Annotated in this window: 24 protein-coding genes; 1 reads left to right on the forward strand and 23 read right to left on the reverse strand. The window is 69.3% G+C overall.

Features of this window, described 5'->3' with window-relative positions:
* Positions 1 to 68: 68 nt before the first annotated feature.
* The 6 genes from AB0J91_RS03210 to rpsB all read right to left on the reverse strand — a co-directional run bounded on the left by AB0J91_RS03210 (position 69) and on the right by rpsB (position 5,172).
* Positions 69 to 800, reverse strand: coding sequence for a class I SAM-dependent methyltransferase (locus AB0J91_RS03210; protein WP_363863687.1), 732 nt, complete (start codon positions 798 to 800; stop codon positions 69 to 71).
* Complete coding sequence (locus AB0J91_RS03215; RefSeq protein ID WP_363789024.1) at positions 800 to 1,648, reverse strand: phosphatidate cytidylyltransferase; 849 nt, start codon at positions 1,646 to 1,648, stop codon at positions 800 to 802. The genes AB0J91_RS03210 and AB0J91_RS03215 overlap by 1 nt, the downstream gene beginning before the upstream one ends.
* Before the next feature lie 36 nt (positions 1,649 to 1,684).
* Positions 1,685 to 2,242: a ribosome recycling factor gene (gene frr, locus AB0J91_RS03220; RefSeq protein ID WP_132620852.1), complete on the reverse strand. Its 558-nt coding sequence runs from the start codon at positions 2,240 to 2,242 to the stop codon at positions 1,685 to 1,687.
* 101 nt (positions 2,243 to 2,343) lie between these two features.
* Positions 2,344 to 3,093 (reverse strand): UMP kinase, encoded by a 750-nt coding sequence (pyrH, locus tag AB0J91_RS03225; RefSeq protein ID WP_132677784.1) that lies wholly within the window; start codon positions 3,091 to 3,093, stop codon positions 2,344 to 2,346.
* 248 nt (positions 3,094 to 3,341) lie between these two features.
* Entirely contained in the window at positions 3,342 to 4,157 is an 816-nt protein-coding gene (tsf, locus tag AB0J91_RS03230) for a translation elongation factor Ts (RefSeq protein ID WP_132684411.1), read from the reverse strand.
* A 190-nt stretch (positions 4,158 to 4,347) separates the two neighbouring features.
* Entirely contained in the window at positions 4,348 to 5,172 is an 825-nt protein-coding gene (gene rpsB / locus AB0J91_RS03235) for a 30S ribosomal protein S2 (RefSeq protein WP_132620855.1), read from the reverse strand.
* Positions 5,173 to 5,545: 373 nt separating this feature from the next.
* On the opposite strand from rpsB, the gene AB0J91_RS03240 reads away from it, so the two are divergent.
* Complete coding sequence (locus tag AB0J91_RS03240) at positions 5,546 to 6,067, forward strand: M23 family metallopeptidase (RefSeq protein ID WP_363863690.1); 522 nt, start codon at positions 5,546 to 5,548, stop codon at positions 6,065 to 6,067.
* Between the two features lie 8 nt (positions 6,068 to 6,075).
* Here AB0J91_RS03240 and whiG read toward each other — a convergent pair whose 3' ends face one another.
* The 17 genes from whiG to ffh form a co-directional block, all read right to left on the reverse strand.
* Positions 6,076 to 7,026 carry an RNA polymerase sigma factor WhiG gene (whiG, locus tag AB0J91_RS03245; protein ID WP_363789021.1) on the reverse strand — a complete coding sequence of 317 codons (951 nt, stop codon included), beginning with the start codon at positions 7,024 to 7,026 and terminating at the stop codon, positions 6,076 to 6,078.
* Entirely contained in the window at positions 7,001 to 7,975 is a 975-nt protein-coding gene (locus AB0J91_RS03250; protein ID WP_363863693.1) for a tyrosine recombinase XerC, read from the reverse strand. The genes whiG and AB0J91_RS03250 overlap by 26 nt, the downstream gene beginning before the upstream one ends.
* A 212-nt stretch (positions 7,976 to 8,187) precedes the next feature.
* Positions 8,188 to 9,348 carry a DNA-processing protein DprA gene (gene dprA / locus AB0J91_RS03255; protein ID WP_363863696.1) on the reverse strand — a complete coding sequence of 387 codons (1,161 nt, stop codon included), beginning with the start codon at positions 9,346 to 9,348 and terminating at the stop codon, positions 8,188 to 8,190.
* A complete protein-coding gene (locus AB0J91_RS03260; protein WP_363863699.1) occupies positions 9,348 to 10,859 on the reverse strand; it encodes a YifB family Mg chelatase-like AAA ATPase in 1,512 nt (503 codons plus the stop codon). The genes dprA and AB0J91_RS03260 overlap by 1 nt, the downstream gene beginning before the upstream one ends.
* Before the next feature lies 1 nt (position 10,860).
* Positions 10,861 to 11,262: a YraN family protein gene (locus AB0J91_RS03265; RefSeq protein WP_363863702.1), complete on the reverse strand. Its 402-nt coding sequence runs from the start codon at positions 11,260 to 11,262 to the stop codon at positions 10,861 to 10,863.
* A 299-nt stretch (positions 11,263 to 11,561) separates the two neighbouring features.
* On the reverse strand, positions 11,562 to 11,885 hold the full coding sequence (locus AB0J91_RS03270) for a DUF2469 domain-containing protein (RefSeq protein ID WP_132627485.1): 324 nt from the start codon (positions 11,883 to 11,885) through the stop codon (positions 11,562 to 11,564).
* Between the two features lie 33 nt (positions 11,886 to 11,918).
* Positions 11,919 to 12,671, reverse strand: coding sequence for a ribonuclease HII (locus AB0J91_RS03275; protein ID WP_363863705.1), 753 nt, complete (start codon positions 12,669 to 12,671; stop codon positions 11,919 to 11,921).
* Positions 12,672 to 12,678: 7 nt separating this feature from the next.
* Entirely contained in the window at positions 12,679 to 13,584 is a 906-nt protein-coding gene (gene lepB, locus AB0J91_RS03280) for a signal peptidase I (protein WP_363863708.1), read from the reverse strand.
* Positions 13,585 to 13,811: 227 nt separating this feature from the next.
* A complete protein-coding gene (rplS, locus tag AB0J91_RS03285; protein WP_132627488.1) occupies positions 13,812 to 14,171 on the reverse strand; it encodes a 50S ribosomal protein L19 in 360 nt (119 codons plus the stop codon).
* A 196-nt stretch (positions 14,172 to 14,367) separates the two neighbouring features.
* Entirely contained in the window at positions 14,368 to 15,159 is a 792-nt protein-coding gene (trmD, locus tag AB0J91_RS03290) for a tRNA (guanosine(37)-N1)-methyltransferase TrmD (RefSeq protein ID WP_363863711.1), read from the reverse strand.
* Between the two features lie 105 nt (positions 15,160 to 15,264).
* Complete coding sequence (rimM, locus tag AB0J91_RS03295; RefSeq protein WP_363863714.1) at positions 15,265 to 15,831, reverse strand: ribosome maturation factor RimM; 567 nt, start codon at positions 15,829 to 15,831, stop codon at positions 15,265 to 15,267.
* A 5-nt stretch (positions 15,832 to 15,836) separates the two neighbouring features.
* Positions 15,837 to 16,076 (reverse strand): RNA-binding protein, encoded by a 240-nt coding sequence (locus AB0J91_RS03300; protein WP_093413382.1) that lies wholly within the window; start codon positions 16,074 to 16,076, stop codon positions 15,837 to 15,839.
* Positions 16,073 to 16,549, reverse strand: coding sequence for a 30S ribosomal protein S16 (rpsP, locus tag AB0J91_RS03305; protein ID WP_363863717.1), 477 nt, complete (start codon positions 16,547 to 16,549; stop codon positions 16,073 to 16,075). The genes AB0J91_RS03300 and rpsP overlap by 4 nt, the downstream gene beginning before the upstream one ends.
* A 266-nt stretch (positions 16,550 to 16,815) precedes the next feature.
* Positions 16,816 to 17,628 carry a type II CAAX endopeptidase family protein gene (locus AB0J91_RS03310; RefSeq protein WP_363863720.1) on the reverse strand — a complete coding sequence of 271 codons (813 nt, stop codon included), beginning with the start codon at positions 17,626 to 17,628 and terminating at the stop codon, positions 16,816 to 16,818.
* Between the two features lie 67 nt (positions 17,629 to 17,695).
* The gene (locus tag AB0J91_RS03315; protein ID WP_363789010.1) at positions 17,696 to 18,451 is read right to left on the reverse strand and encodes a type II CAAX endopeptidase family protein; all 756 of its coding nucleotides are present in this window, start codon (positions 18,449 to 18,451) and stop codon (positions 17,696 to 17,698) included.
* Positions 18,452 to 18,593: 142 nt separating this feature from the next.
* A complete protein-coding gene (locus AB0J91_RS03320) occupies positions 18,594 to 19,664 on the reverse strand; it encodes an amidohydrolase family protein (protein ID WP_363863723.1) in 1,071 nt (356 codons plus the stop codon).
* Entirely contained in the window at positions 19,661 to 21,223 is a 1,563-nt protein-coding gene (gene ffh / locus AB0J91_RS03325; RefSeq protein ID WP_363789008.1) for a signal recognition particle protein, read from the reverse strand. The genes AB0J91_RS03320 and ffh overlap by 4 nt, the downstream gene beginning before the upstream one ends.
* Positions 21,224 to 21,321 lie beyond the last annotated feature (98 nt).

The raw sequence follows: 21,321 nt of genomic DNA on the forward strand, positions 1-21,321 counted from the left end.
TGGTCCGAACCGTCCATGATCGATGTCCGATTCGTCCGGACGGTTCGGACCAAAACCGCCCAGGGCACTCAAGGGGCGAGCAAGCCCGCGGGTTTGGTGCGGGTTCGGAGGCGGTAGGTGACCGGGATGGTCCTGCCCGGCGACTCAGCCGCAGCCCGGGCCGCCGTCTTGGCGGAGAACTCGATGCGCAGGACCGCCTCCAACGTCCGACGATCGTGGAAGCGCCAGAGCGTGGGCACCGTCGTGCTGGTGAAGTGGTGGCGGGTGAAGAACGACTCGATCTTCCCCGGATCGATCTGCGGGGCGTCGGCGCGCATCCAGTCGCCGTAGGGCGGGCTCGCCGTGTCCAGGTCGACGATCGCGATCGTGCCGCCCGGACGCAGCACCCGCTCCGCCTCGGCCAGGCCCGGTTCGCAGCCCGGCCCGAAGAAGTACGCCGTGCGCGCGTGCAGCAGATCAACGCTGCCGTCGGCCAGCGGGAGGCGCTGGGCCGGAGCGACCCTGACGTCCACGCCCGGCGTGCCCGAAATGCGGGCGCGAGCGCGTTCGGCCAGCGGCTCGTGCGGTTCGACTCCGATCACCGAACGGGCCGTGGCAGCGAAAACGGGCAGGTGGAAGCCGTCGCCGCAGCCCACGTCGACCACGTCCAGACCGGCCCAGTCGCGCTCGGCGCGCAACGCCTTCCACAACGCCCCCACCGAGTCCTGGGCGTGGTTCTCCGCCTCGTAGACCTCGGGCCAGTTCCAGATGTTCGGGCTCGGAGTGACCTCCGGAGCCTGCTTCTCCCGCCAGGTCCGCATCAGCTGGGGATGAGCCAGAACAGCATCATCCACGCCAGCGGTGCCGACGGGAGCAGCGAATCCATCCGGTCCATCAGGCCACCGTGGCCGGGCAGCAGGTTGCCCATGTCCTTGATGCCCAGGTCGCGCTTGATCACCGACTCCATCAGGTCGCCGACCGTCGCGCTGCACACCAGCGCGGCACCGACCAGCACGCCCATCCACCACTGGCCGTCGAGCAGCAACCACACCGACAGCGCACCGGCCAGCACGCCGCCGACCAGCGACCCGCCGAAGCCCTCCCAGGACTTCTTCGGGCTGATCACAGGCGCCATCGGGTGCTTGCCGAACAGCACGCCGAACGCGTACCCACCGGTGTCCGAGGCGACCACGCAGATCAGGAACACCAGCGCCCGGAACGCACCGTCCTCCGGGCGCACCAGCATCGCGGCGAACGCCGTGAACAGCGGCACGTAGGCGGCGGTGAACACCGAGGCGGTCACGTCGCGCAGGTATCCGTCGATGCCGTTGCGGAAACGCCAGACCAGGCAGCCCAGCACGGTGATCGCGAACGAGATCAGAATGCCGCGCAGCCCGAACGGCCAGGACAGCCACATCATGGCCTGCCCGCCGACCAGCACCGGGACTAACGAGACCCGGATGCCCGCCGCGCGTCGCACGGCCTGTGCCAGTTCGATGGTCGACACCAGGGCAGCCGCGGCGGCGATGCCGATGAACACGAACCGCACCATCAGCAACGAGAGAATGACGGCCGCCCCGAGCACGACCCCGACGCCGATGGCGGCGCGGAGGTCACGACCGGCCCGGGATGGACGCGAAGGCGGGTCCGGAACGTCGTCGGCCGACATTCCGGACTCGTCTGCACACTGGCCGGGCGTCACCACTCAGACCTCGAGGAGTTCCGCTTCCTTGTGCTTGAGCAAGTCGTCGACCTGACCGGTGTAGCGGTGGGTCAGGTTGTCGAGTTCCTTCTCCGCACGCGAACCCTCGTCCTCGCCGGCTTCGCCGTCCTTGACGATTCGCTCGATCTCTTCCTTCACCTTCCGGCGGATCCCGCGGATGGTGACCCGGCCTTCCTCGCCCTTGGTCTTGGCGAGCTTGACCATCTCCTTGCGGCGTTCCTCGGTCATCTGCGGGATCGCGACGCGGATCAGCTGGCCGTCGTTGGACGGGTTGACCCCGAGGTCGGAGTCGCGGATCGCCTTCTCCATCGCCTGGATCTGGCTGCCGTCGTAAGGCTTGATGACGACCAGCCGAGCCTCCGGGACGGAGACGCTGGCGAGCTGGTTCAGCGGCGTCGGCGATCCGTAGTAGTCGACGACGATGCCGGAGAACATCGCGGGGTTCGCGCGACCGGTGCGGACGGAGGCCAGCTCATCCTTGGCCACCTCCACAGCCTTTTGCATCTTCTCCTCGCCTTCGAGAAGAGCTTCGTCGATCACGGCTGCTCCTTAAGTCTGCCGACCAGTGGACTTTGCAAGTGTTGCGCGTCGCTCGGCCCGCCTCCCACGCGGCCCCGCGACCAGATCAGGATCCAGCACCATCAAAGCTGCTCGGTGCCCGGGGTGCTGACCAGCGTTCCGATCTTCTCACCGCCGACCGCCCGGGCGATGTTTCCTTCCTCCAGGAGGTTGAACACCAGGATCGGCATGTCGTTGTCCATGCACAGGCTGAACGCCGTGGCGTCGGCGACCTTCAGGCCGCGTTCCAGCACTTCGCGGTGAGTGATGTGCTCGAACAGCTTCGCGTCCGGCGTGGTCTTGGGATCGGCCGTGTAGACGCCGTCGACGGCCTTGGCCATCAGCACGACCTCGCAGCCGATCTCCAGCGCCCGCTGCGCGGCGGTGGTGTCGGTGGAGAAGTACGGCATGCCGGTGCCGGCGCCGAAGATGACCACGCGGCCCTTCTCCATGTGCCGCATCGCGCGCCGCGGGATGTAGGGCTCGGCGACCTGACCCATGGTGATCGCGGTCATCACCCTGGTGTCGATCCCGTGCTCGCGTTCCAGGAAGTCCTGCAGGGCCAGGCAGTTCATCACCGTGCCCAGCATCGCCATGTAGTCGCCGCGCGCGCGGTCCATGCCGCGCTGCTGCAGCTCCGCACCGCGGAAGAAGTTCCCACCGCCGATCACGATGGCCACCTCGACCCCGTCGGCGACGATCTCGCCGATCTGGCGGGCCACGGTGGCGACCACTTCGGGATCGATTCCGACGCTGCCGCCGCCGAACATCTCGCCGCCGAGCTTGAGCAGCACGCGACCGTAACCACGCTTCGCCGGGCCGTCGTCGGTCACTTGAAATCCTCCCGCGAGGTCTTGAGTGTTCACTTCGTCAACTGATGTGCGGGTTGTGAACCGGTTACCCGCCTCGTGAGCGACCGATACCCGGCGCGGCACCGCGACCGCGGAACCGCCCTTACCTTGCAAAAGCGCCCCGCCTCGAACAACGAAGGCGGGGCGCCGTGCCGTCTTCCACGGCCGCCGGGGCCGGTGCGCCGGCCGAACCCCGAGGGGGTGCGGCCGGCAGCCGCCGCGGCTCGGGATCAGGCCTGTCCGACCTCGAACCGGACGAACCCGGTCACGGTCACACCGGCCTCGTCCAGCAGGGCCTTGACGGTCTTCTTGTTGTCCTGCACGGACGGCTGGTCCAGCAGGCAGTTCTCCTTGAAGAAGCCGTTGAGGCGACCCTCGATGATCTTCGGGATGGCCTTCTCCGGCTTGCCCTCCTCCTTGGCGGTCTCCTCGGCGATCCGGCGCTCGTTGGCCTGGATGTCCTCGGGGACCTCGTCGCGGGAGAGGTAGGTCGGCTTGAGCGCGGCGACCTGCATCGCGGCACCGCGAGCGGCGTCCGCGTCGTCACCGGTGTACTCAACCAGCACGCCGACCGCCGGGGGCAGGTCCGCGGAGCGGCGGTGCAGGTAGGTGGCCACCTGACCGTCGAACTTCTGGACCCGGCGCAGCTCCAGCTTCTCGCCGATCTTGGCGGAGAGCTCCTGCACGGCGTCGGCCACGGTCTTGTCGTCGAGCTTCGCGGCCAGCGCGGAGTCGACGTCGGTCGCACCCGCGGCGGCGGCCGCTGCGACGACCTTGTTGGCCAGCTCGATGAACTCGTCGTTCTTGGCGACGAAGTCCGTCTCGCTGTTGATCTCGATCAGCACGCCGCCCTCGGCGGCGACCAGGCCCTCGGCAGTGGCGCGCTCGGCGCGCTTGCCCACGTCCTTGGCACCCTTGATGCGCAGGCTCTCGACAGCCTTGTCGAAGTCGCCCTCGTTCTGCTCAAGAGCCTTCTTGCAGTCCATCATGCCGGCGCCGGTCAGCTCGCGAAGACGCTTGACGTCGGCCGCACTGAAGTTCGCCATCGTGCGTAGTCCGTCCCTGTTGATACGGAGGTGGAAGATCTTTTGCGAATGCTCGACCCGGCACCGCGCGATGCGCCGCGATCAGCGGCCGTGCTCTCGGCCCGGCGTGGGTCGGTTGCCAGTGTGACTGGCGGGAAGCCTGATCGCGCTGCGCACCCGCTGAACTTCGGCGGGTGCGCAGCGCGAGTGATCAGGACTGCGCGGGCTGCTGCTCGCCACCCTCGGTGGCCTGGCCGGAACCGGCCAGCAGTTCCTTCTCCCACTCGGCCAGCGGCTCGCCGCCGGCCGGCTTCTCCTCGCCACCCTCGGAGGCGCCGTTGTTGCGGCCGCTGCGGGCCATCAGGCCCTCGGCAACACCATCGGCGACAACGCGGGTCAGCAGCGCGGCGGAGCGGATCGCGTCGTCGTTGCCCGGGATCGGGTAGTCGACCTCGTCCGGGTCGCAGTTGGTGTCCAGGATCGCGACAACCGGGATGCCCAGCTTGCGAGCCTCACCAACGGCGATGTGCTCCTTCTTGGTGTCCACGATCCACACGGCGCTGGGCACCTTGGACATGTCGCGGATACCGCCGAGCGTCTTCTCCAGCTTGTCCTTCTCGCGGGTCAGCATCAAGATTTCCTTCTTGGTGCGACCCTCGAAGCCACCGGTCTGCTCCATGGTCTCGAGTTCCTTGAGACGCTGCAGACGGCGGTGAACGGTCTGGAAGTTGGTGAGCATGCCGCCCAGCCAGCGCTGGTTGACGTACGGCATGCCGACCCGCAGAGCCTGCTCGGAGATCGCTTCCTGCGCCTGCTTCTTGGTGCCGACGAACAGGATCGTGCCCCCGTGGGCGACGGTCTGCTTGATGAAGTCGAACGCACCATCGATGTAGGTCAGCGTCTGCTGCAGGTCGATGATGTAGATGCCGTTGCGCTCGGTGAAGATGTAGCGCTTCATCTTCGGGTTCCACCGACGGGTCTGGTGCCCGAAGTGCACGCCGCTGTCGAGCAGCTGCTTCATGGTGACGACGGCCATGGCCTGTGTTCACCTCTTGAGTCGGGCGCGCCCATCACCGGGCGCGCGTTTGAGTTGCCGCGACGAGCCGGGTGACTCGCCGCCCTGGTGCCCGGCCCAGATCCCCCACCCACCCCCTGGAACAGGGGCGGGACCGCGAAGGACCCGGTGGCCTGCCGACAGGGACCCGGAAGCATCCGGAACCACCTGAGCGGCGGCCTACGCGCGGGCACGCGTAGTCGGTTCGCGCGGACACGAAACCGCGTGGACAGTGTACTGGACGCGCAACCCACCACCCGACCGCGCACCGGCAGTTGTCCACAGCGGTCCGGTTTGTCCACAGATTCGCCGTCGCTCCTGGTCATCGACGACTCGGGCGGTCCACGTTGGATCCATGCGAATCCTGATCGCGATCCTCTCCGGGGCCGCCCTGGCCTGCTCCGCCGCCCTCACCGCGGCGGCCGCCCCACCGGCATCGCCGGCACGGTCCGCCGAGCCGAGCTCAGCTGCGGGTTTCGGCTGGCCGCTGGCCCCGCCACCCGCGGTGGCACGGCCGTTCGAGGCGCCCGGTTCGGCGTTCGGCCCGGGACATCGCGGAGTCGACCTGGTCGGCGAGGCCGGACAGCCGGTGCTGGCCGCCGCCGACGGAGTCGTGGTGCACGCCGGCTGGCTGGTCGACCGCGAGGTGGTGTCGGTCGAGCACGCCGGAGGACTGCGCACCAGTTACGAACCGGTCGCCCCGGACGTCGCCGCGGGCGACCGGGTCGCGCGGGGTCAGGTGATCGGCCACCTGGAACCCGGGCATCCCGGCTGCGCGACCCTCGCCTGCCTGCACTGGGGCCTGCGGGACGGCGAGCGCTACCGGGATCCCCTGGAACTGATCGCACCCGGCCGCGTGCGGCTGCTGCCCTGGTGACGCGGCGATCAGCCGGGTTCGGTCAGCTTCGTGCGCAGGCGCAGGACGGCTCGGGTGTGCAGCTGGCAGACGCGGGATTCGGTGACGCCCAGGACCCGGCCGATCTCGGCGAGGGTGAGGTTCTCGAAGTAGTAGAGGGTCACCACGACCCGGTCCCGCTCGCTGAGCCGCTCGACGGCCTCGGCGAGCTGGCGGCGGCTGTCGCGATCGACCAGGGCCGCCACCGGATCCTCGGCGCGGTCGTCCGGCAGCGTCTCGGCCAGCGACGCCTGCGCGTGGCCGGCGCCGATCAAGTCGTCCAGCGCGACGACGCTGGTCATCTGCAGCTGCGCGAAAAGCTCGCGCAGCTCTTCGAGGGACAGTTCGAGCTCTTGGGCGAGTTCCGCGTCCGTGGCCGTGCGCTGGAGCTTGGCCTCCAGGCGTTCCAGCGCCCGTTCCACGTCGCGCGCGCGGCTGCGCACCGAGCGCGGCACCCAGTCCTGGGCGCGCAGGTCGTCGAGGATCGCACCTCGGATGCGCTGCATCGCGTAGGTCTCGAACTTCAGCCCGCGCTCGGGCTCGAACTTCTCGATCGCGTCGACCAGGCCGAATATCCCGGACTGGATCAGGTCGGAGATCTCCACGTGCGAGGGCAGGCCGGTGCCCACACGTCCGGCGACGTACTTGACCAGCGGCGCGTAGTGCAGCACCAGCCGGTCGCGCAGCTCCTGGGTCGGCCGTTCCCCGAACGCCTGCCACAGCGCGACGATGCCTGCTTCGACCTCGTCGCCGCTGCGCTGGCCGTTGGTTCCCCACGCCGACTCGACGGTGGCCAGCGCGAGCGCACCGGGCAGCTTCGGCCGGTGTCCGTTGGCCGCACCGTTCTGGTCGCGGGCGCTCACCGGTGCCGAGTTCGATCTCGCGGCCACCGTGTTGGCGCCGCCCCCGGCATGGTCAGGAACGGGGGTGGGTTCGGTCATGGATCGCCTTCAGCCGTTCAACGGTCACGTGGGTGTAAAGCTGGGTCGTTGCGAGCGTAGCGTGACCAAGCAACTCCTGAACGCTACGGAGGTCTGCGCCACCTTCCAACAAATGGGTCGCAGCCGAGTGCCGAAGTCCGTGCGGCCCGAGATCGGGTGCGCCGCCGACCGCGCCGACGGCGTCGTGCACGGTCCGCCGCGCTGCCCTGGGATCGAGGCGTCCACCCCGGACTCCCAGGAACAACGCTGAGTTTGACGGGTCACGCAGCAGTTTAGGCCGCCCGCTGTGGAGCCATCGACCGAGTGCCGCATCGGCGGGCAGGCCGAACGGCACAGCGCGCTCCTTGTCGCCCTTGCCGATGACGCGAAGCACACGTCTTTCTCGGTCCACATCGCCGACGTCCAGTCCGCACAGTTCGGCCACCCGAACACCGGTGGCGTACAGCACTTCCACGACAGCGTGATCACGGAGAGCAACCGGATCGCCCTGCTCGGCGCCGGACGCCGAAGCGCTCATCGCCTCGCCGGCCTGGTCAGCGCGCAGGACCGGCGGCAGCCTGCGCGGACGCGAGGGAACGGCCAGCCTCGGGCCGGGATCGGTGGGAAGCAGACCGGTTTTGAACGCCCACGCCGTGAACGCGCGCGCGGATGCCGTCCTGCGGGCCAGCGTCGATCTGCTGACACCCGCGCTGTGCTGGGTGGACAGCCATTCCCGCAACACCGACAGGTCGAGTCCGCGCACCCCGGCGTCGCCCGCGACCCCGGCCAGATGGGCCAGCAGCGAGACGACGTCGGTCACGTATCCGCGCACGGTGTGCGCGGAGAGCCCGCGTTCGAGTTCGAGGTGCCGCTCGAAGGAGTCCACAGCGGAGCGCAGCTCTTCAGGCAGCCCGGCCCGAACCTCGCGGAGGTCGGGTCGGCTCGCTCGCGCGGGACGTCCACCGGTCATGCCCTCGACGCTCGTCGCAATCGATTCTCCGGTCAAGCATCGCCACGCGAATTGCGCTGTTTCAGAACTCACGTTGCGAAATCATGCCATTACGTGTTGTCACGAAAATCGCTGTGCAGGACGGCTGTCCGCGACCGAACACGCAGATCGGAGTCGGTTTCGCCTTCCATTCTCCGGAATTTCTTTCACTTACCTTTCCTCAATCTTTCTCCTCAACTCGTGATCGCAATCCACCCGCTTTCCGTCCGTTTCGCGAAACCATCGAGTTCCAGCTCGACGAGCACGGCCCGCACGCGCCCCAGCGGCAGCCCGCAGTCACGGGCGAGCTCCTCGTTCCCGGCCGATTCCACGCCCCTCAGCGCGTCGTGAACCCGCCTCGCGTCGGGGTGCAGCCGGTCCGTGGCGCGCGACCGGGCCGCGACCTCCTCCGCCGGGCTCACCCCCAGCGGACTGAGCAGCTCGACGACCTCCTCGGTGCGGGTGACCAGCACCGCCTGCCCCGAGCGCACCATCGCGTGGCAACCGACCGAGTTCTGCGAGGTGACCGGTCCCGGCACCGCCAGCACGGGACGCCCCAGCAGATCCGCGGTGTTGGCGGTGTTGGACGCACCGCTGCGCGCACCCGCCTCCACCACGACGGTCGCCCGGCCCATCGCCGCGATCAGCCGGTTGCGCACCAGGAACCGGTGCTTGCGCGGTGGCGTCCCCGGCGGGTACTCGCTGATCACCGCGCCCTGGTCGGCGATGGCGCGCAGCAACCTGCCGTGCCCGGCCGGGTAGTCCACGTCCGCACCGCAGGCCAGGAACGCCACCGTGCGCCCACCGGCCGACAGCGCGCCCCGGTGCGCCGCACCGTCGATGCCGTAGGCCGCACCGGAGACCACCGTGAACCCCGCTGCGGACAGGTCGTGGCCGAACTCCGCCGCCACGTGCTCGCCGTACCCGGACGCCGCGCGAGCGCCCACCACGGCCACCGCGCGCTCGGTGCACTCCGCCGGCTCAGCCCGCCCGCGCACCCACAGCGCGAGCGGCTCGGCCATGTCCGGCAGCTCCATCTCGCGTGCGCCGGTGATCTCGGAGAACGCCTCCCACGGCCAATTCGGCCGCTCCGGGATGAACAGTCGGAGCCCCGCCGCCTCGCCCGCCCGCAGCAGCCGCTCGCCCGAGACGGCATCGCGCCTCGCCTCCACCTCCGCCAGCACCGCCTCCGGTGCCCGCCGCCGCACGATCGCGTCCACGGCACCCCGCGCACCGCGTTCGGCGACGAAGCGCACCAAAGCCCGTGCCGGTGGCTCGGCCACCGCCGACAGGAAAGCCCTGGCCTGCAGCAGTTCCTGCCTGGTCTTCTCGCTCAGCGAAGCCCACGCACCCATCACACAGCCCTCCTGTCCCGGAACTCCAGCGCGGCGGCGACGTGATCCGCCATCGGCCAAGGACTCGCGTCGAGATCCGCCAGCGTCCACGCCACACGCAAGCACCGGTCGGCTCCGCGCGCGGTGATCGCTCCCGCCTCCAACCCACGTTCCAGCAGAGCCGTCGTCTGCTCGGGAAGCGCGAACTCCTTGCGCAAGACCGGGCCTGGGACCTCCGTGTTGGTGTGCCAGCCGTGATCGGCCCACCGCTCCCGCGCCATCGCCCGCGCCCGCTCGACCCGCTCGCGCACCACCGCCGTGCTCTCCGGCTCAGTACCCGCGCCCGTGCTCATCGCCGAGATCGGCCGGGTGCGCACCCGCAGGTCCACCCGATCCAGCAACGGACCGGACAGCTTGCCCAGGTAGCGCCGCCGAGCCTGCGGAGCGCACTGGCAGTCCAGCTCGCGAGGCGGCGCGCAGGGGCACGGGTTCGTGGCCAGCACCAGCTGGAACCGCGCCGGGTAGCGCAGCGTCCCGTCACGACGGGCCAGCCTGATCTCTCCTTCCTCCAGGGCCGTGCGCAACGCCTCCAGCCGCTTCGGTCCGAGCTCGCACGCCTCGTCCAGCAGCAAGATCCCCCGGTGCGCCCGGCTGACGGCTCCCGGCCTGGCCAGTCCCGTGCCCCCGCCGATGAGCGCCGGGATCGACAGCGACGGGTGCGGGGCCACGAAGGGCGGTCTGCGCACCAGGAACTCGGTGGACTCCTCGCTCAGCGACCGCAGGGCCGTGACCTCCAGGGATTCGGGAACGGTCAGTTCGGGGAGCAGCCCGCACAGCCGCTTGGCCAGCATCGTCTTGCCGGTTCCCGGCGGCCCCACCATGAGCAGGTGGTGGCCACCGGCGGCGGCGACCTCCAGCGCCCAGCGCGCTTCCGGCTGACCGAGCACATCGGACAGGTCCGGCACGTCCTCGCTCCCAGGCTCGACCACCGGCGGCGGGTCCTCGCGCAGCTCCGCCAGCTCGCGCAGCCAGGCGATCACCTCCCGCAGGTGCTCGGCGCCGAGGATCTCGATGCCGTCCACCAGGTGCGCCTCGCCCAAGCCCTCCACCGGCACCACAGCGCGCCGGACACCCGACCGGCGAGCGGCCAGCAACGCGGGCAGCAGCCCTCGCACCCCGCGCAGCCGACCGTCCAGGGCGAGCTCGCCGAACAGCACCGTGCCCCGCAGCCGGTGCGGCGGCACCTGCTCGCTGGCGGCCAGCACAGCGCAGGCCAGCGCCAGGTCGTAGGACGTTCCGCCCTTGGGCAGGGCGGCCGGCGACAGCGCGAGCGTGATGACCCGGTCCGTCGGCCACTCCTCCCGGCAGTTCTGGATGGCCGCGCACACCCTGTTCTTGGCCTCCTTCAGGGCGCTGTCGGGCAGACCGATCAGCTGCACGGAAGGAAGCCCGGAACGCACGTCGGCCTCGATCTCCACCAGCACTCCGTCGACCCCGAACAGGGCGACCGCCCACGTCTTGCGCAGCGCCATCTCAGAACACCCCCTCGAGGTGCTCGACGCGCGCGGTCTCCCCCGGGGGCCACAGCACCGAGACGACGTCGAAGCGGACCCGGCAACCGACCAGGTCGCGCTCGGAGAGCCACGCCCTGGCCACACCCCGCACCCGGGCGATCTTGTCCGGGCCGATGGCGTGCAACGGGCCGCCGTAGTCCACCCCCGATCGCGCTTTGACCTCGCAGAACACCACGACGTCCCCATCGGTGGCGACGATGTCGAGCTCACCGCGCGAGCATCGCCAGTTGCGGTCCAGCACGATCAGCCCGCTCCGCTCCAGGAGCTCGGCGGCCATCCGCTCGCCGACCCTGCCCAGCTCGTGCCTGCGCCCGCCCGCCAGGTGATCGGACAGCGGCGCGGTGATCTTCTCGGTGCCCACGGGAACCTCCTCGGGAATCGAATCGACGATTCCCGTTCCGGAGGGGTGAAAACTGCTCAGCACCAACCATTCCGGGAACGGGATGAACTCCACGTTGCCCATCCCGAGCTGAAATGCCAAACAGATTTCCGAATCTGTGGATGAATTGATCCCCTGTGGACAATCAGTGCTACACCTACGTGTGGTGGATTTCGTGCATCCGGGTATTCGTGAATCACGCTCGATCGCACTGCGCGCACGAAAAAGCCCGGACGGTCGAATTCGACCGTCCGGGCGTCTGCGACGTGTTCCGGGTTCCCCTACGACCCGAAAGGCCCGTTCTCCGGCAACCGGAGATCGGGCTTGTCCAGCTCCTCGACGTTGACGTCCTTGAACGTGATCACCCGAACGTTCTTGACGAACCTCGCCGGGCGATACATGTCCCAGACCCAGGCGTCGGACATCGACACCTCGAAGTAGACCTCCGAGTCGGAGTTGCGCACCTGCACGTCCACCGCGTTGGCCAGGTAGAAGCGCCGTTCGGTCTCCACGACGTAGGTGAACTGACCGACGATGTCGCGATACTCCTTGTAGAGCTGCAGCTCCATCTCGGTCTCGTACTTTTCGAGATCCTCGGCGCTCATCGGTGTGCGAGCCCTTCTGCGTTTCCGTTCGGACTACAAGGCCTCATTGTCCACCACTTCCCCCTTCGAAGCATCGAACAAACCGGGCTTGCTGGTCACAGCGCGCGGCGAGCGCATCCCGTGCTTCGCGGCGGCGGCCACCACGTTGGCGTAGGACCAGCGGTGCTGGTCGCACGGCCCGTGCTCGGTCATGCGCGCCGAGTGCAGCGGTGTGCTGTAGCCCTTGTGCTCGTCGAAGGCGTACGCCGGGAACCGCTCGTGCAGCTCACCGGCCATCAACCTGTCCCGGGTGACCTTCGCCAGCACCGATGCCGCCGCCACGCACGCCGCGACCAGGTCGCCCTTGACGACAGCGACGCTCGGGGTCGCCAGGCCCTGCACCTTGAAGCCGTCGGTGAGCACGTAGCCGGGATGCTCGGTCAGCTGCGCCACCGAACGGCGCATGCCCTCCAGGTTGGCGACGTGAATGCCCAGCGCATCCACGTCCTCGGCCGGGATCACCACGGTCGAGCAGCTCAGCGCGCGGGAGGTGATGCGGTCGTAGAGCCGCTCGCGGTCGGCCTCGGTCAGCACCTTCGAGTCGGTCAGGCCGTCGAAGCGCTTCGCATCACCCGGCTTGAGCACGCACGCGGCGACCACCAGCGGCCCGGCGCACGCGCCGCGCCCGGCCTCGTCCACACCGGCGACCGGGCCCAGCCCTCGGCGATCCAGGGCGCTCTGCAGGGCCCAGTTGCCGCTGCTGCGCCGGATCACCGACCGGGGTGGCCGGAAGTCCGTCACCGTCACTTCGATGTCACTCCGACTGCCGTCGATTGCTCACTGCACCGACGAGCCTACGACCCATCCAGACCGCGGGGAACGCCGCGGCGAAACCCACGCCCAGCGGCAGCCCGCCCTGCCAGGCCGGCGCACCCAGCGCCGTCGACTGCGGGTTGGGCTCCGGGATGCTCTGCCAGCGGGTCGGCGGCAGCACGATGACCTGCGCCTTGCCGATGACGTTGTCCACCGGGACGGCGCCGTTGGTGCCGCCACCGCCCTGAACGCGGGAGTCGGACGAGTCGTTGCGGTTGTCACCCATCACCCACAGGTGCCCAGCGGGAACGGTCACAGGCGCGAACTCGTCCTGGCCGATGCCGCGGCCCGGCTCCCAGTACACGTAGGGCTCGTTGAGCGGCTTGCCGTCCACCAGGACCCGGTTCTGCGGGTCGCAGCACTCGACGGTCTGGCCGCCGACGGCGATGACGCGCTTGACGAAGTCCTTCTCGTCCGGTGCGCCGAAGCCCAGCAGCGCGGCCGCTCCCTGGAAGAAGCCCGCGACCGGGTTGGTGGTCTCCTCGGCGGTGAACTCGTTCTGCACCCACGGCTGCGGACCGCGGAAGACCACGACGTCACCGGGCTCGGGTTCGGAGAACTGGTAGGAGACCTTGTCGACCAGCACCCGGTCGTTGTTGCAACCGGTGCAGCCGTGCAGCGTCTGCTCCATCGACTGGGACGGGATCACGTACACCCGGGCCAGGAACGCCTGGATGAGCACCGTGAGCACCAGGGCGGTCACGATCAGGATGGGCAACTCCACCCAGAAGGAAGACTTCTTCTTGCCCTTCGACTTCGGGTGTTGAGTCCCCCCGCCGGGAGCACCCTCACGGTGCTCCGAGTCTTGGGGCTCTTCCGCTGATCCGCTGCGCATGACGTCGGCCACTCGGCCAGGCTACTTGAACCGGCTCAGGGTCCATCGCGCTCCCCCAGCGCGGCGGACCGGGAAGCCCGCCCGTTTCCGCCTCGATGACGTGCGATTTCCCGGAACATCCCGTTCCGCGGTCAGCGCCGGCACTCGCTGGGCCTGCATTGATCACCCGAAGGTGGACAGCAGAAGGGCCCGGACGCTTCCGCGGCCGGGCCCTTCAGAACTGCAACGTCTCGCGTCGATCAGGACGCCGAAGCGGTCTCCCGCTTCTCCTTGATCTTCGCCGCCTTGCCGCGCCGGTCGCGCAGGTAGTACAGCTTCGCCCGCCGGACATCGCCGCGCGAGACGACCTCGATCTGCGCGATGTTCGGGGTGTGCACCGGGAAAGTCCGCTCCACACCGACACCGAAGGAAACCTTGCGCACGGTGAAGGTCTCCCGGATGCCATCGCCCTGGCGGCGGATGACTGCGCCCTGGAAGACCTGAGTCCGCTCGCGCGAACCCTCGATGACGCGGACGTGAACCTTCAGCGTGTCACCGGGCCGGAAGGCCGGGATGTCGGAACGCAGCGACTGGGCGTCCAACGCGTCCAGGGTGTTCATCGGTGGTCCGTCCTCATCCGTGTCGAAGGCACCCGTGTTCTCACATGTCGATGACCCGACCTGGAAGGTGGGCACCGCCCGACACGGGGTGAACTTGCTCTTTGCGCATGTCGAACCAGGTGGCTCGACTGCATCAACCTGTCCAGTGTGCCAGATCCGCATTTCGTCGCCCGATCCGACCCCTTCAACGAGGGGCTCAGCGCGACGCGTCTCCGGTCTCACCGGCATCGCCGGAAGCATCCGACGCGCGCAGTTTATCGAGCTGTTTCCGGTCGGCCTTATCCAGGTCCCCCTCGGGCAACGCCGAGAGCAGCTCCGGCCGCCGGTGGTAGGTCCGCTCCAGCGCCTGATCCCGCCGCCAGCGGGCGATCGCGGCGTGGTTGCCCGAGCGCAGGACGTCGGGAACCGGACGCTCGCGCCACACCTCGGGACGGGTGTAGCAGGGACCTTCCAGCAGACCGTCGGAGAAGGAGTCCTGCTCCGCCGACTGCGGGTTTCCCAGCACCCCGGGCAGCAGCCGCACCACGGCCTCGATCATCGTCAGCGCGGCGACCTCGCCGCCGACCAGCACGTAGTCGCCGATGGAGACCTCTTCGACTGGCATCCGGGTGGCCGCGTCGTCGATGACCCGCTGGTCGATGCCCTCGTACCGGCCGCAGGCGAAGACCAGCCACGGGTCTTCCGACCAGCGCACGGCGGTCTTCTGGTCGAACGGTCGGCCGGCAGGCGTGGGCACGACCAGCCGGGGCGTGGCCTCCTGCGCGGCGCAGACCTCGTCGAGGGCCTCGCCCCAGACGTCCGGCTTCATCACCATGCCCGGACCGCCGCCGTAGGGGCTGTCGTCGACCGCGCGGTGCACGTCGTGGGTCCAGTCGCGCAGGTCGTGCACGCCGACGGAGATCCGCTCGCGCTCGATGGCCTTGCCCAGCAGCGCTTCTCGCAGCGGGTTCAGGTAGTCGGGGAAGATCGTGATGACGTCGATGCGCATGGTGGCCTCGTCTGGGAAACGCCCCGTGAACGGGTGCGCTGCGGTGGATCCTCGCGAGCGGCGAAGCCGCCCCCGCACCGCACGCACAACTGCCTCGGCTGCCGGCTAGTCCAGCAGCCCTTCGGGCGGGTCGAGCACGACCCTGCCGCCCTCGAGGTCGACCTCGGGGACGATCGCGGAGACGAACGGGACCAGGGCTTCGCGTTCGCCCTCCTCGGCTTCCGGGTCCGCGATGGTGATCGCGAGGAGTTCGCCCGCGGGCGAGTGCAGCACGTCGCGCACCACGCCCACGTCCTCACCGGAGACCAGGGCCGCGCGCAGCCCGATCAGCTCGGTGTCGTGGAACTCGTCGGGGTCCTCCGGTGACTCGGCCGCGTCGGCGGAGACCGTCAGCAGCGCACCGCGCAGCTCCTCCGCGGCGTCCCGGCCGTTCACGCCCTCAGCGCGCACCAGCAGCCGCCCGGCGTGCTGCCGGGCGGCTGTCACGGTGAGGCTCTGCGCGCTCTTGTTCCTGCTCTGACCGGCTCCTCGGCGCTTCAATCCGAGCACCGAACCGGGAACGAACCGCAGCTCCGGGCTGTCGGTGAGCACCTCGACGACGAGCTCGCCCCGCACGCCATGCGGCCGCACCACGCGCCCCACTGCGAGGGCCTCCGGCTGAAGTTCGTTCATCCCGATCAGCGGTCGGTGTCGACCACGTCGACCCGGATACCGCGACCACCGATGCCGGTCATCACGGTCCGCAGCGCGGTGGCGGTGCGCCCGCCGCGTCCGATGACCTTGCCCAGGTCGTCCGGGTTGACGTGCACCTCGAGGGTGCGACCACGTCGGGTCGTCAACAGCTGGACGCGGACATCGTCGGGGTTGTCGACGATGCCGCGCACCAGGTGTTCAAGCGCGTCCGAGAGGACCGTCACGCCTGACCGTCCTCGGACTTCTGCTCGGCAGCCTTGTCCTCGGCCTTCTCGTCGGCCTTGTCCTCAGCCTTGGCCTCGGACTTCTTGCCACCCTTCTTCTTCGGGGTGGTGGCCTCGACGGTCGGCTCCTCGCCGGCGGCGGCGAGAGCGGCCTCGAACAGCTCCTGCTTGCTCGTCTTCGGCTCGGCGACCTTGAGGGTGCCCTCGGCGCCCGGCAGGCCCTTGTACTTCTGCCAGTCGCCGGTGATCTCCAGGATGTTGCGCACCGGTTCGGTCGGCTGCGCGCCGACACCCAGCCAGTACTGCGCCCGCTCCGAGTCGACGATGATGCCGCTCGGGTTCTCCTTCGGGTGGTACTGACCGATCGTCTCGATGACCCGGCCGTTGCGACGGGTGCGGGCGTCCGCGATGACGATGCGGTAGTGCGGCTCCCGGATCTTGCCGATCCGCGCGAGCTTGATCTTCACAGCCACGGGTGCTGGTGCTCCTCAGACTCTCATTGATGCTCCGGTGAGCGATGCGCCAACCGCGTGGGGCAGCGATTCGCACAGCTCGTAGGTCAAATCGCCGGCAAGAGGTGAGAGGGACCCCTAGCAGCGAACAGCAACCCATTCTGCCAGACACCCTGCACAAGCGACGACGGGGGCACCCGCAGCAGAACCGCGTCCGGCAACCGGCGAAGCCCGATTCTCCTCGCCCGCTCCTGCGGTCGGCACCACCGGGGGACGTCTGACACCCGTCAGTCGGGCAGCAGCCCCAGCGAGACCAGGAGCAGCCCCAGCGCCGGGAGGAAGTTGTTGACCTGATGGGCGATCACGCTGGCCGTCAGGCGGCCGGTCACCATCCTGGCCAGACCGATCGGGATGGTGATCACCAGCAGCAGCCAGGTGCGGGCCGGCTCCAGGTGCCCGATCGCGAACACCGCGGTGCTCAGCACGAACACGTTGAGCTGGCTCCAGCGCAGCCGCTCCATCGCACCCCACAGCAGGCCGCGGTAGAGCAGCTCCTCGCACAGCGGTGCGACCAGCCAGACGTGCAGGAACACCAGCACCGCCACCACCGGCGGCAGCCGGACCCCGTCCAGGACGCTGCTCACCGTGGACGTCTGGCCCGGATCCGCCCAGTGCGTCCACAGCATCGTGGCGATCGTCGTGGTGACCAGACCGACGCCACCGATGGCCAGCCCGGTCCTGACGTCCGACCAGCGCCACTCCAGCCCGAAGTCCTGCACCGGGCCGTTGCCGCGCAGCACGGTGATGAGCACCGCCACCCCACCTGCCAGCAAGGTCGGCAGCACCAGCATCAGCACGATGGACCACACGCCCGGTACGCCGAACGCGGCGGCCAGCACCACCGAGGTCAGCACGAACACCGCTTCGGCGAAGAAGAACGCCCCCAAGCCCCATCGGTGCGTGCGCACCGGCGGATCGGCAACCCAGGTGCGACCACCGGGTGCCGGATCGCCGACTCCGGATTCTTGTGTTGAGTGCACGAGCGCCTCCGTGATGCCGAACAGCGGATCGACGACCCGCGTGACGATGTCGGCTGACACCGGCGGAAGCCGTCAGACTACTGCGGTGCCGGGCCGGATCACGATCACCACGTCCCGGGCGGAGTGTTCATCCGGCCACAGCGAACAGCAGGAGTGCCGGCAGGAAGTTGTTGGTGGCGTGCGCGACCATGCTCGCCGACACCCGGCCGGTGATCATCCGCGCCATGCCGATGGCCAACCCGCCGATGAACAGCACCGGCGTGCGCCACACCTCCTGGTGTATCAAGGCGAAGATCACCGAGGTCAGGATGAGGATCACGACGCGCGGGATCCGGTAGTGCTCCATCGCGCCCCACAGGGCACCGCGCATCAGCAGCTCTTCGGTCAGCGGCGCCCCCAGGAACGCGAACAGCGCGAACAGGAACAACCAGATCGTCCGGTCCCCTTGCATCAGCCTGGTCAGGTCGGATTCCGGTGGCGGTCCGGTGAGCGCGATGACCACCAGCGTCACCATCCACGACCCGAACAGGGCGCAGAGCCCGCAGATCAGGCCGACCTTCACGTCGCGGCGCCGGGGCAGGATGCCGAAGTCGGCGCGCAGCCCGTGACCCCGCCACCAGGAGAAGATCGCGGGAATCAGACCGAGCAGGATGTTCGGCGCGAACGCGAGCAGCAGCAGCGGGCCGGTGTTCGGCGGTTGCGTGGGGTTGAACCCGCCGTCGGGCTCGCGCACGGCGCCGAGGATGACCACGGCCAGGTAGTAGCCGCCGTATCCGAGGAAGAACGCCGCGAACCCCCAGGCCAGCGAACCCCGTCTGGCCGCTTCCAACTGCGCCTCCCAGAACTTGGGGCGCATGTCGGCGGTGCCGTCCACCCGACGCATCGGTTGAAGGTAAGGATCTCGCTTCTCCCCCACAAGACGCTCCCCTCGACCTACCAACCCTAAGGGTTCGCACACGGGAACGCTGTTTCGCCGAGCGGAGGCGGAAACGATTGCGGGGACCGTTTTCAGACTGTTCGAAGAGCTAGAAGACCTTGCCGCCTAGCAGGATTCGACTCGGCGAGCGGAGGACGTCCAGGTCCTTGCGGGGGTCCGCGTCGTAGCACACCAGGTCGGCGAGGGCGCCGTGCTCCAGGCTCGACCAGCCCAGCCACTCGCGCGCGCCCCAGGAGGCGGCGCTGAGGGCCTGCTCGGTGGACATGCCGACCCGGTGCAGCGCGGCGACCTCGTCGGCCAGCACGCCGTGCGGGATGCCGCCTCCGGCGTCGGTGCCCGCGTAGACCGGGATGCCGGCCTCGATGGCCTTGGCGACCGTGCTGTCGGCGCGCTCGTAGAGGGCGGTCATGTGCGTGGCGTAGTCCGGGTACTTCGTCGCGGCGGCGGCGAAGCCCGGGAAGTTCTCCACGTTGACCAGAGTCGGCACGAGCGCAGTCCCGCGTGCGGCCATCAGTTCGACGGTCTCGTCGGTCAGGCCGGTGCCGTGCTCGATGCAGTCGATGCCGGCGTTGATCAGGCCGGGCAGCGCGTCCTCGCCGAACACGTGGGCGGTGACGCGGGCACCGAGCCGGTGAGCGGTGTCGATGGCCTCGGCCAGCACCTCGTCGCTCCACAGCGGTGCCAGGTCGCCCACCGAGCGGTCGATCCAGTCGCCGACGAGCTTGATCCAGCCGTCGCCGTAGGCGGCCTGCTCGGCGACCGCGGCGGGCAGGTCCTGCTCGTCGTCGAGGTCGTCGGACAGCTTCGGGATGTAGCGCTTGGGGCGCGCCAGGTGCTTGCCCGCGCGGATGATGCGCGGCAGGTCGTCGCGCTGCTGCAGCGGCCGGGTGTCGATCGGGGAACCGCAGTCGCGGATCAGCAGGGTGCCCGCCTCGCGGTCGGTCTCGGCCTGGCTGACGGCCTCGTCGAGCTCGACCGGCCCCTGGGTGCCGATGCCGACGTGGCAGTGCGCGTCGACCAGACCGGGCAGCACGTATCCGCCGTCGAAGACGGTATCGGCGCCGGCGACCGGTTCCAGAGAGATCCGGCCGTCGGCGATCCACAGGTCCCGCTGCGCGCCATCGGGCAGCACCGTGGCGCGCAGGTGCAGCGCCGTCACTGGTCCTTCTTGCCGAAGTTCAGCTTCGACGGGTCGAAGCCGGGCGGGAGCTGGTTGGCCGTGGGGTCCAGTTTGGACAGATCCGGACCGGCTCCGCCGCCCATGCCGGGCATCCCGCCCGGGGGGAGGCCGGGGAGGCCGCCGGGCATGCCCTTCATGCCCTTCGGCGGGGTCGGGCCGCCCTTGCCCTTCTTGCCCTTCTTCCCCTTCTTGCCCTTGCGGTTCTTGCTGCCGCCGCCTCCGCCGCCGAAGCCGCCGAACTGGCCGGCCATCCGCTGCATCATCTTGCGGGCTTCGAAGAACCGGCTGACCAGGTCGTTGATGTCGCCGACGGTCACGCCCGAACCGCGCGCGATGCGCTGGCGGCGGGACGCGTTGATGATCTTCGGGTCAGCCCGCTCGGCCGGCGTCATGCCGCGGATGATCGCCTGGATGCGGTCGAGCTGCTTCTCGTCGAAGTTGGCCAGCTGGTCCTTCATCTGGCCCGCGCCCGGCAGCATGCCCAGCAGGTTCTGCAGCGGCCCCATCCGGCGCACCGCCTGCATCTGCTCCAGGAAGTCCTCCAGGGTCAGCTGGCCGGTGCCCAGCTTCTCCGCGGCCTTCTCGGCCTGCTCCTGGTCGAAGGCCTGCTCGGCCTGCTCGATCAGGGTGAGCATGTCGCCCATGCCCAGGATCCGGTTGCCCATCCGGTCCGGGTGGAAGACGTCGAAGTCCTCCAGCTTCTCGCCGCTGGAGGCGAACATGATCGGCTGGCCGGTGACCTCGCGGACCGACAGCGCGGCACCACCGCGCGCGTCGCCGTCGAGCTTGGTCAGCACCACGCCGGAGAAGCCCACGCCGTCGCGGAACGCCTCGGCGGTGGTCACCGCGTCCTGACCGATCATCGCGTCCAGGACGAACAGGATCTCGTCCGGCTTGACCGCGTCCCGGATGTCCGAGGCCTGCTTCATCATCTCCTCGTCGACGCCCAGCCGGCCGGCGGTGTCGACGATGACGATGTCGTGCTGCGCGCGCTTGGCTTCCTCGATGCTGTCGCGGGAGACCTGCACCGGGTCGCCGACGCCATTGCCCGGCTCGGGAGCGAACACCGGAACACCGGCACGCTCACCGACCACCTGCAACTGGTTGACGGCGTTCGGGCGCTGCAGGTCGCAGGCCACCAGCATCGGCGTGTGGCCCTGACCGGACAGCCACTTGGCGAGCTTGCCCGCCAGCGTCGTCTTGCCCGCACCCTGCAGACCGGCGAGCATGATCACCGTCGGCGGGGTCTTGGCCAGCTCCAGGCGACGGGTCTCACCGCCGAGGATCGTGACCAGTTCCTCGTTGACGATCTTGACGACCTGCTGGGCCGGGTTCAGCGCCTGCGAGACCTCGGAGCCCTTGGCCCGCTCCTTGACACCCTTGATGAACCCGCGCACGACGGGAAGCGCCACGTCCGCTTCGAGCAGGGCGATGCGGATCTCCCGCGCGGTGGCGTCGATGTCGGCTTCCGACAGCCGCCCCTTGCCGCGCAGGTTCGTCAGGACCGAGGTGAGCCGGTCGGAGAGAGTGTCGAACACGGGTTCACGGGCTCCAGAGTCGATGGATGTACCTGGGTACCTATGCGAGGGTAACCGACCGGTTGTGAAGACCCATTTCCTCGGTTTGCTCAGCGGTG

Source organism: Saccharopolyspora sp. NPDC049357, from assembly GCF_040677225.1.
GTDB lineage: Bacteria > Actinomycetota > Actinomycetes > Mycobacteriales > Pseudonocardiaceae > Saccharopolyspora.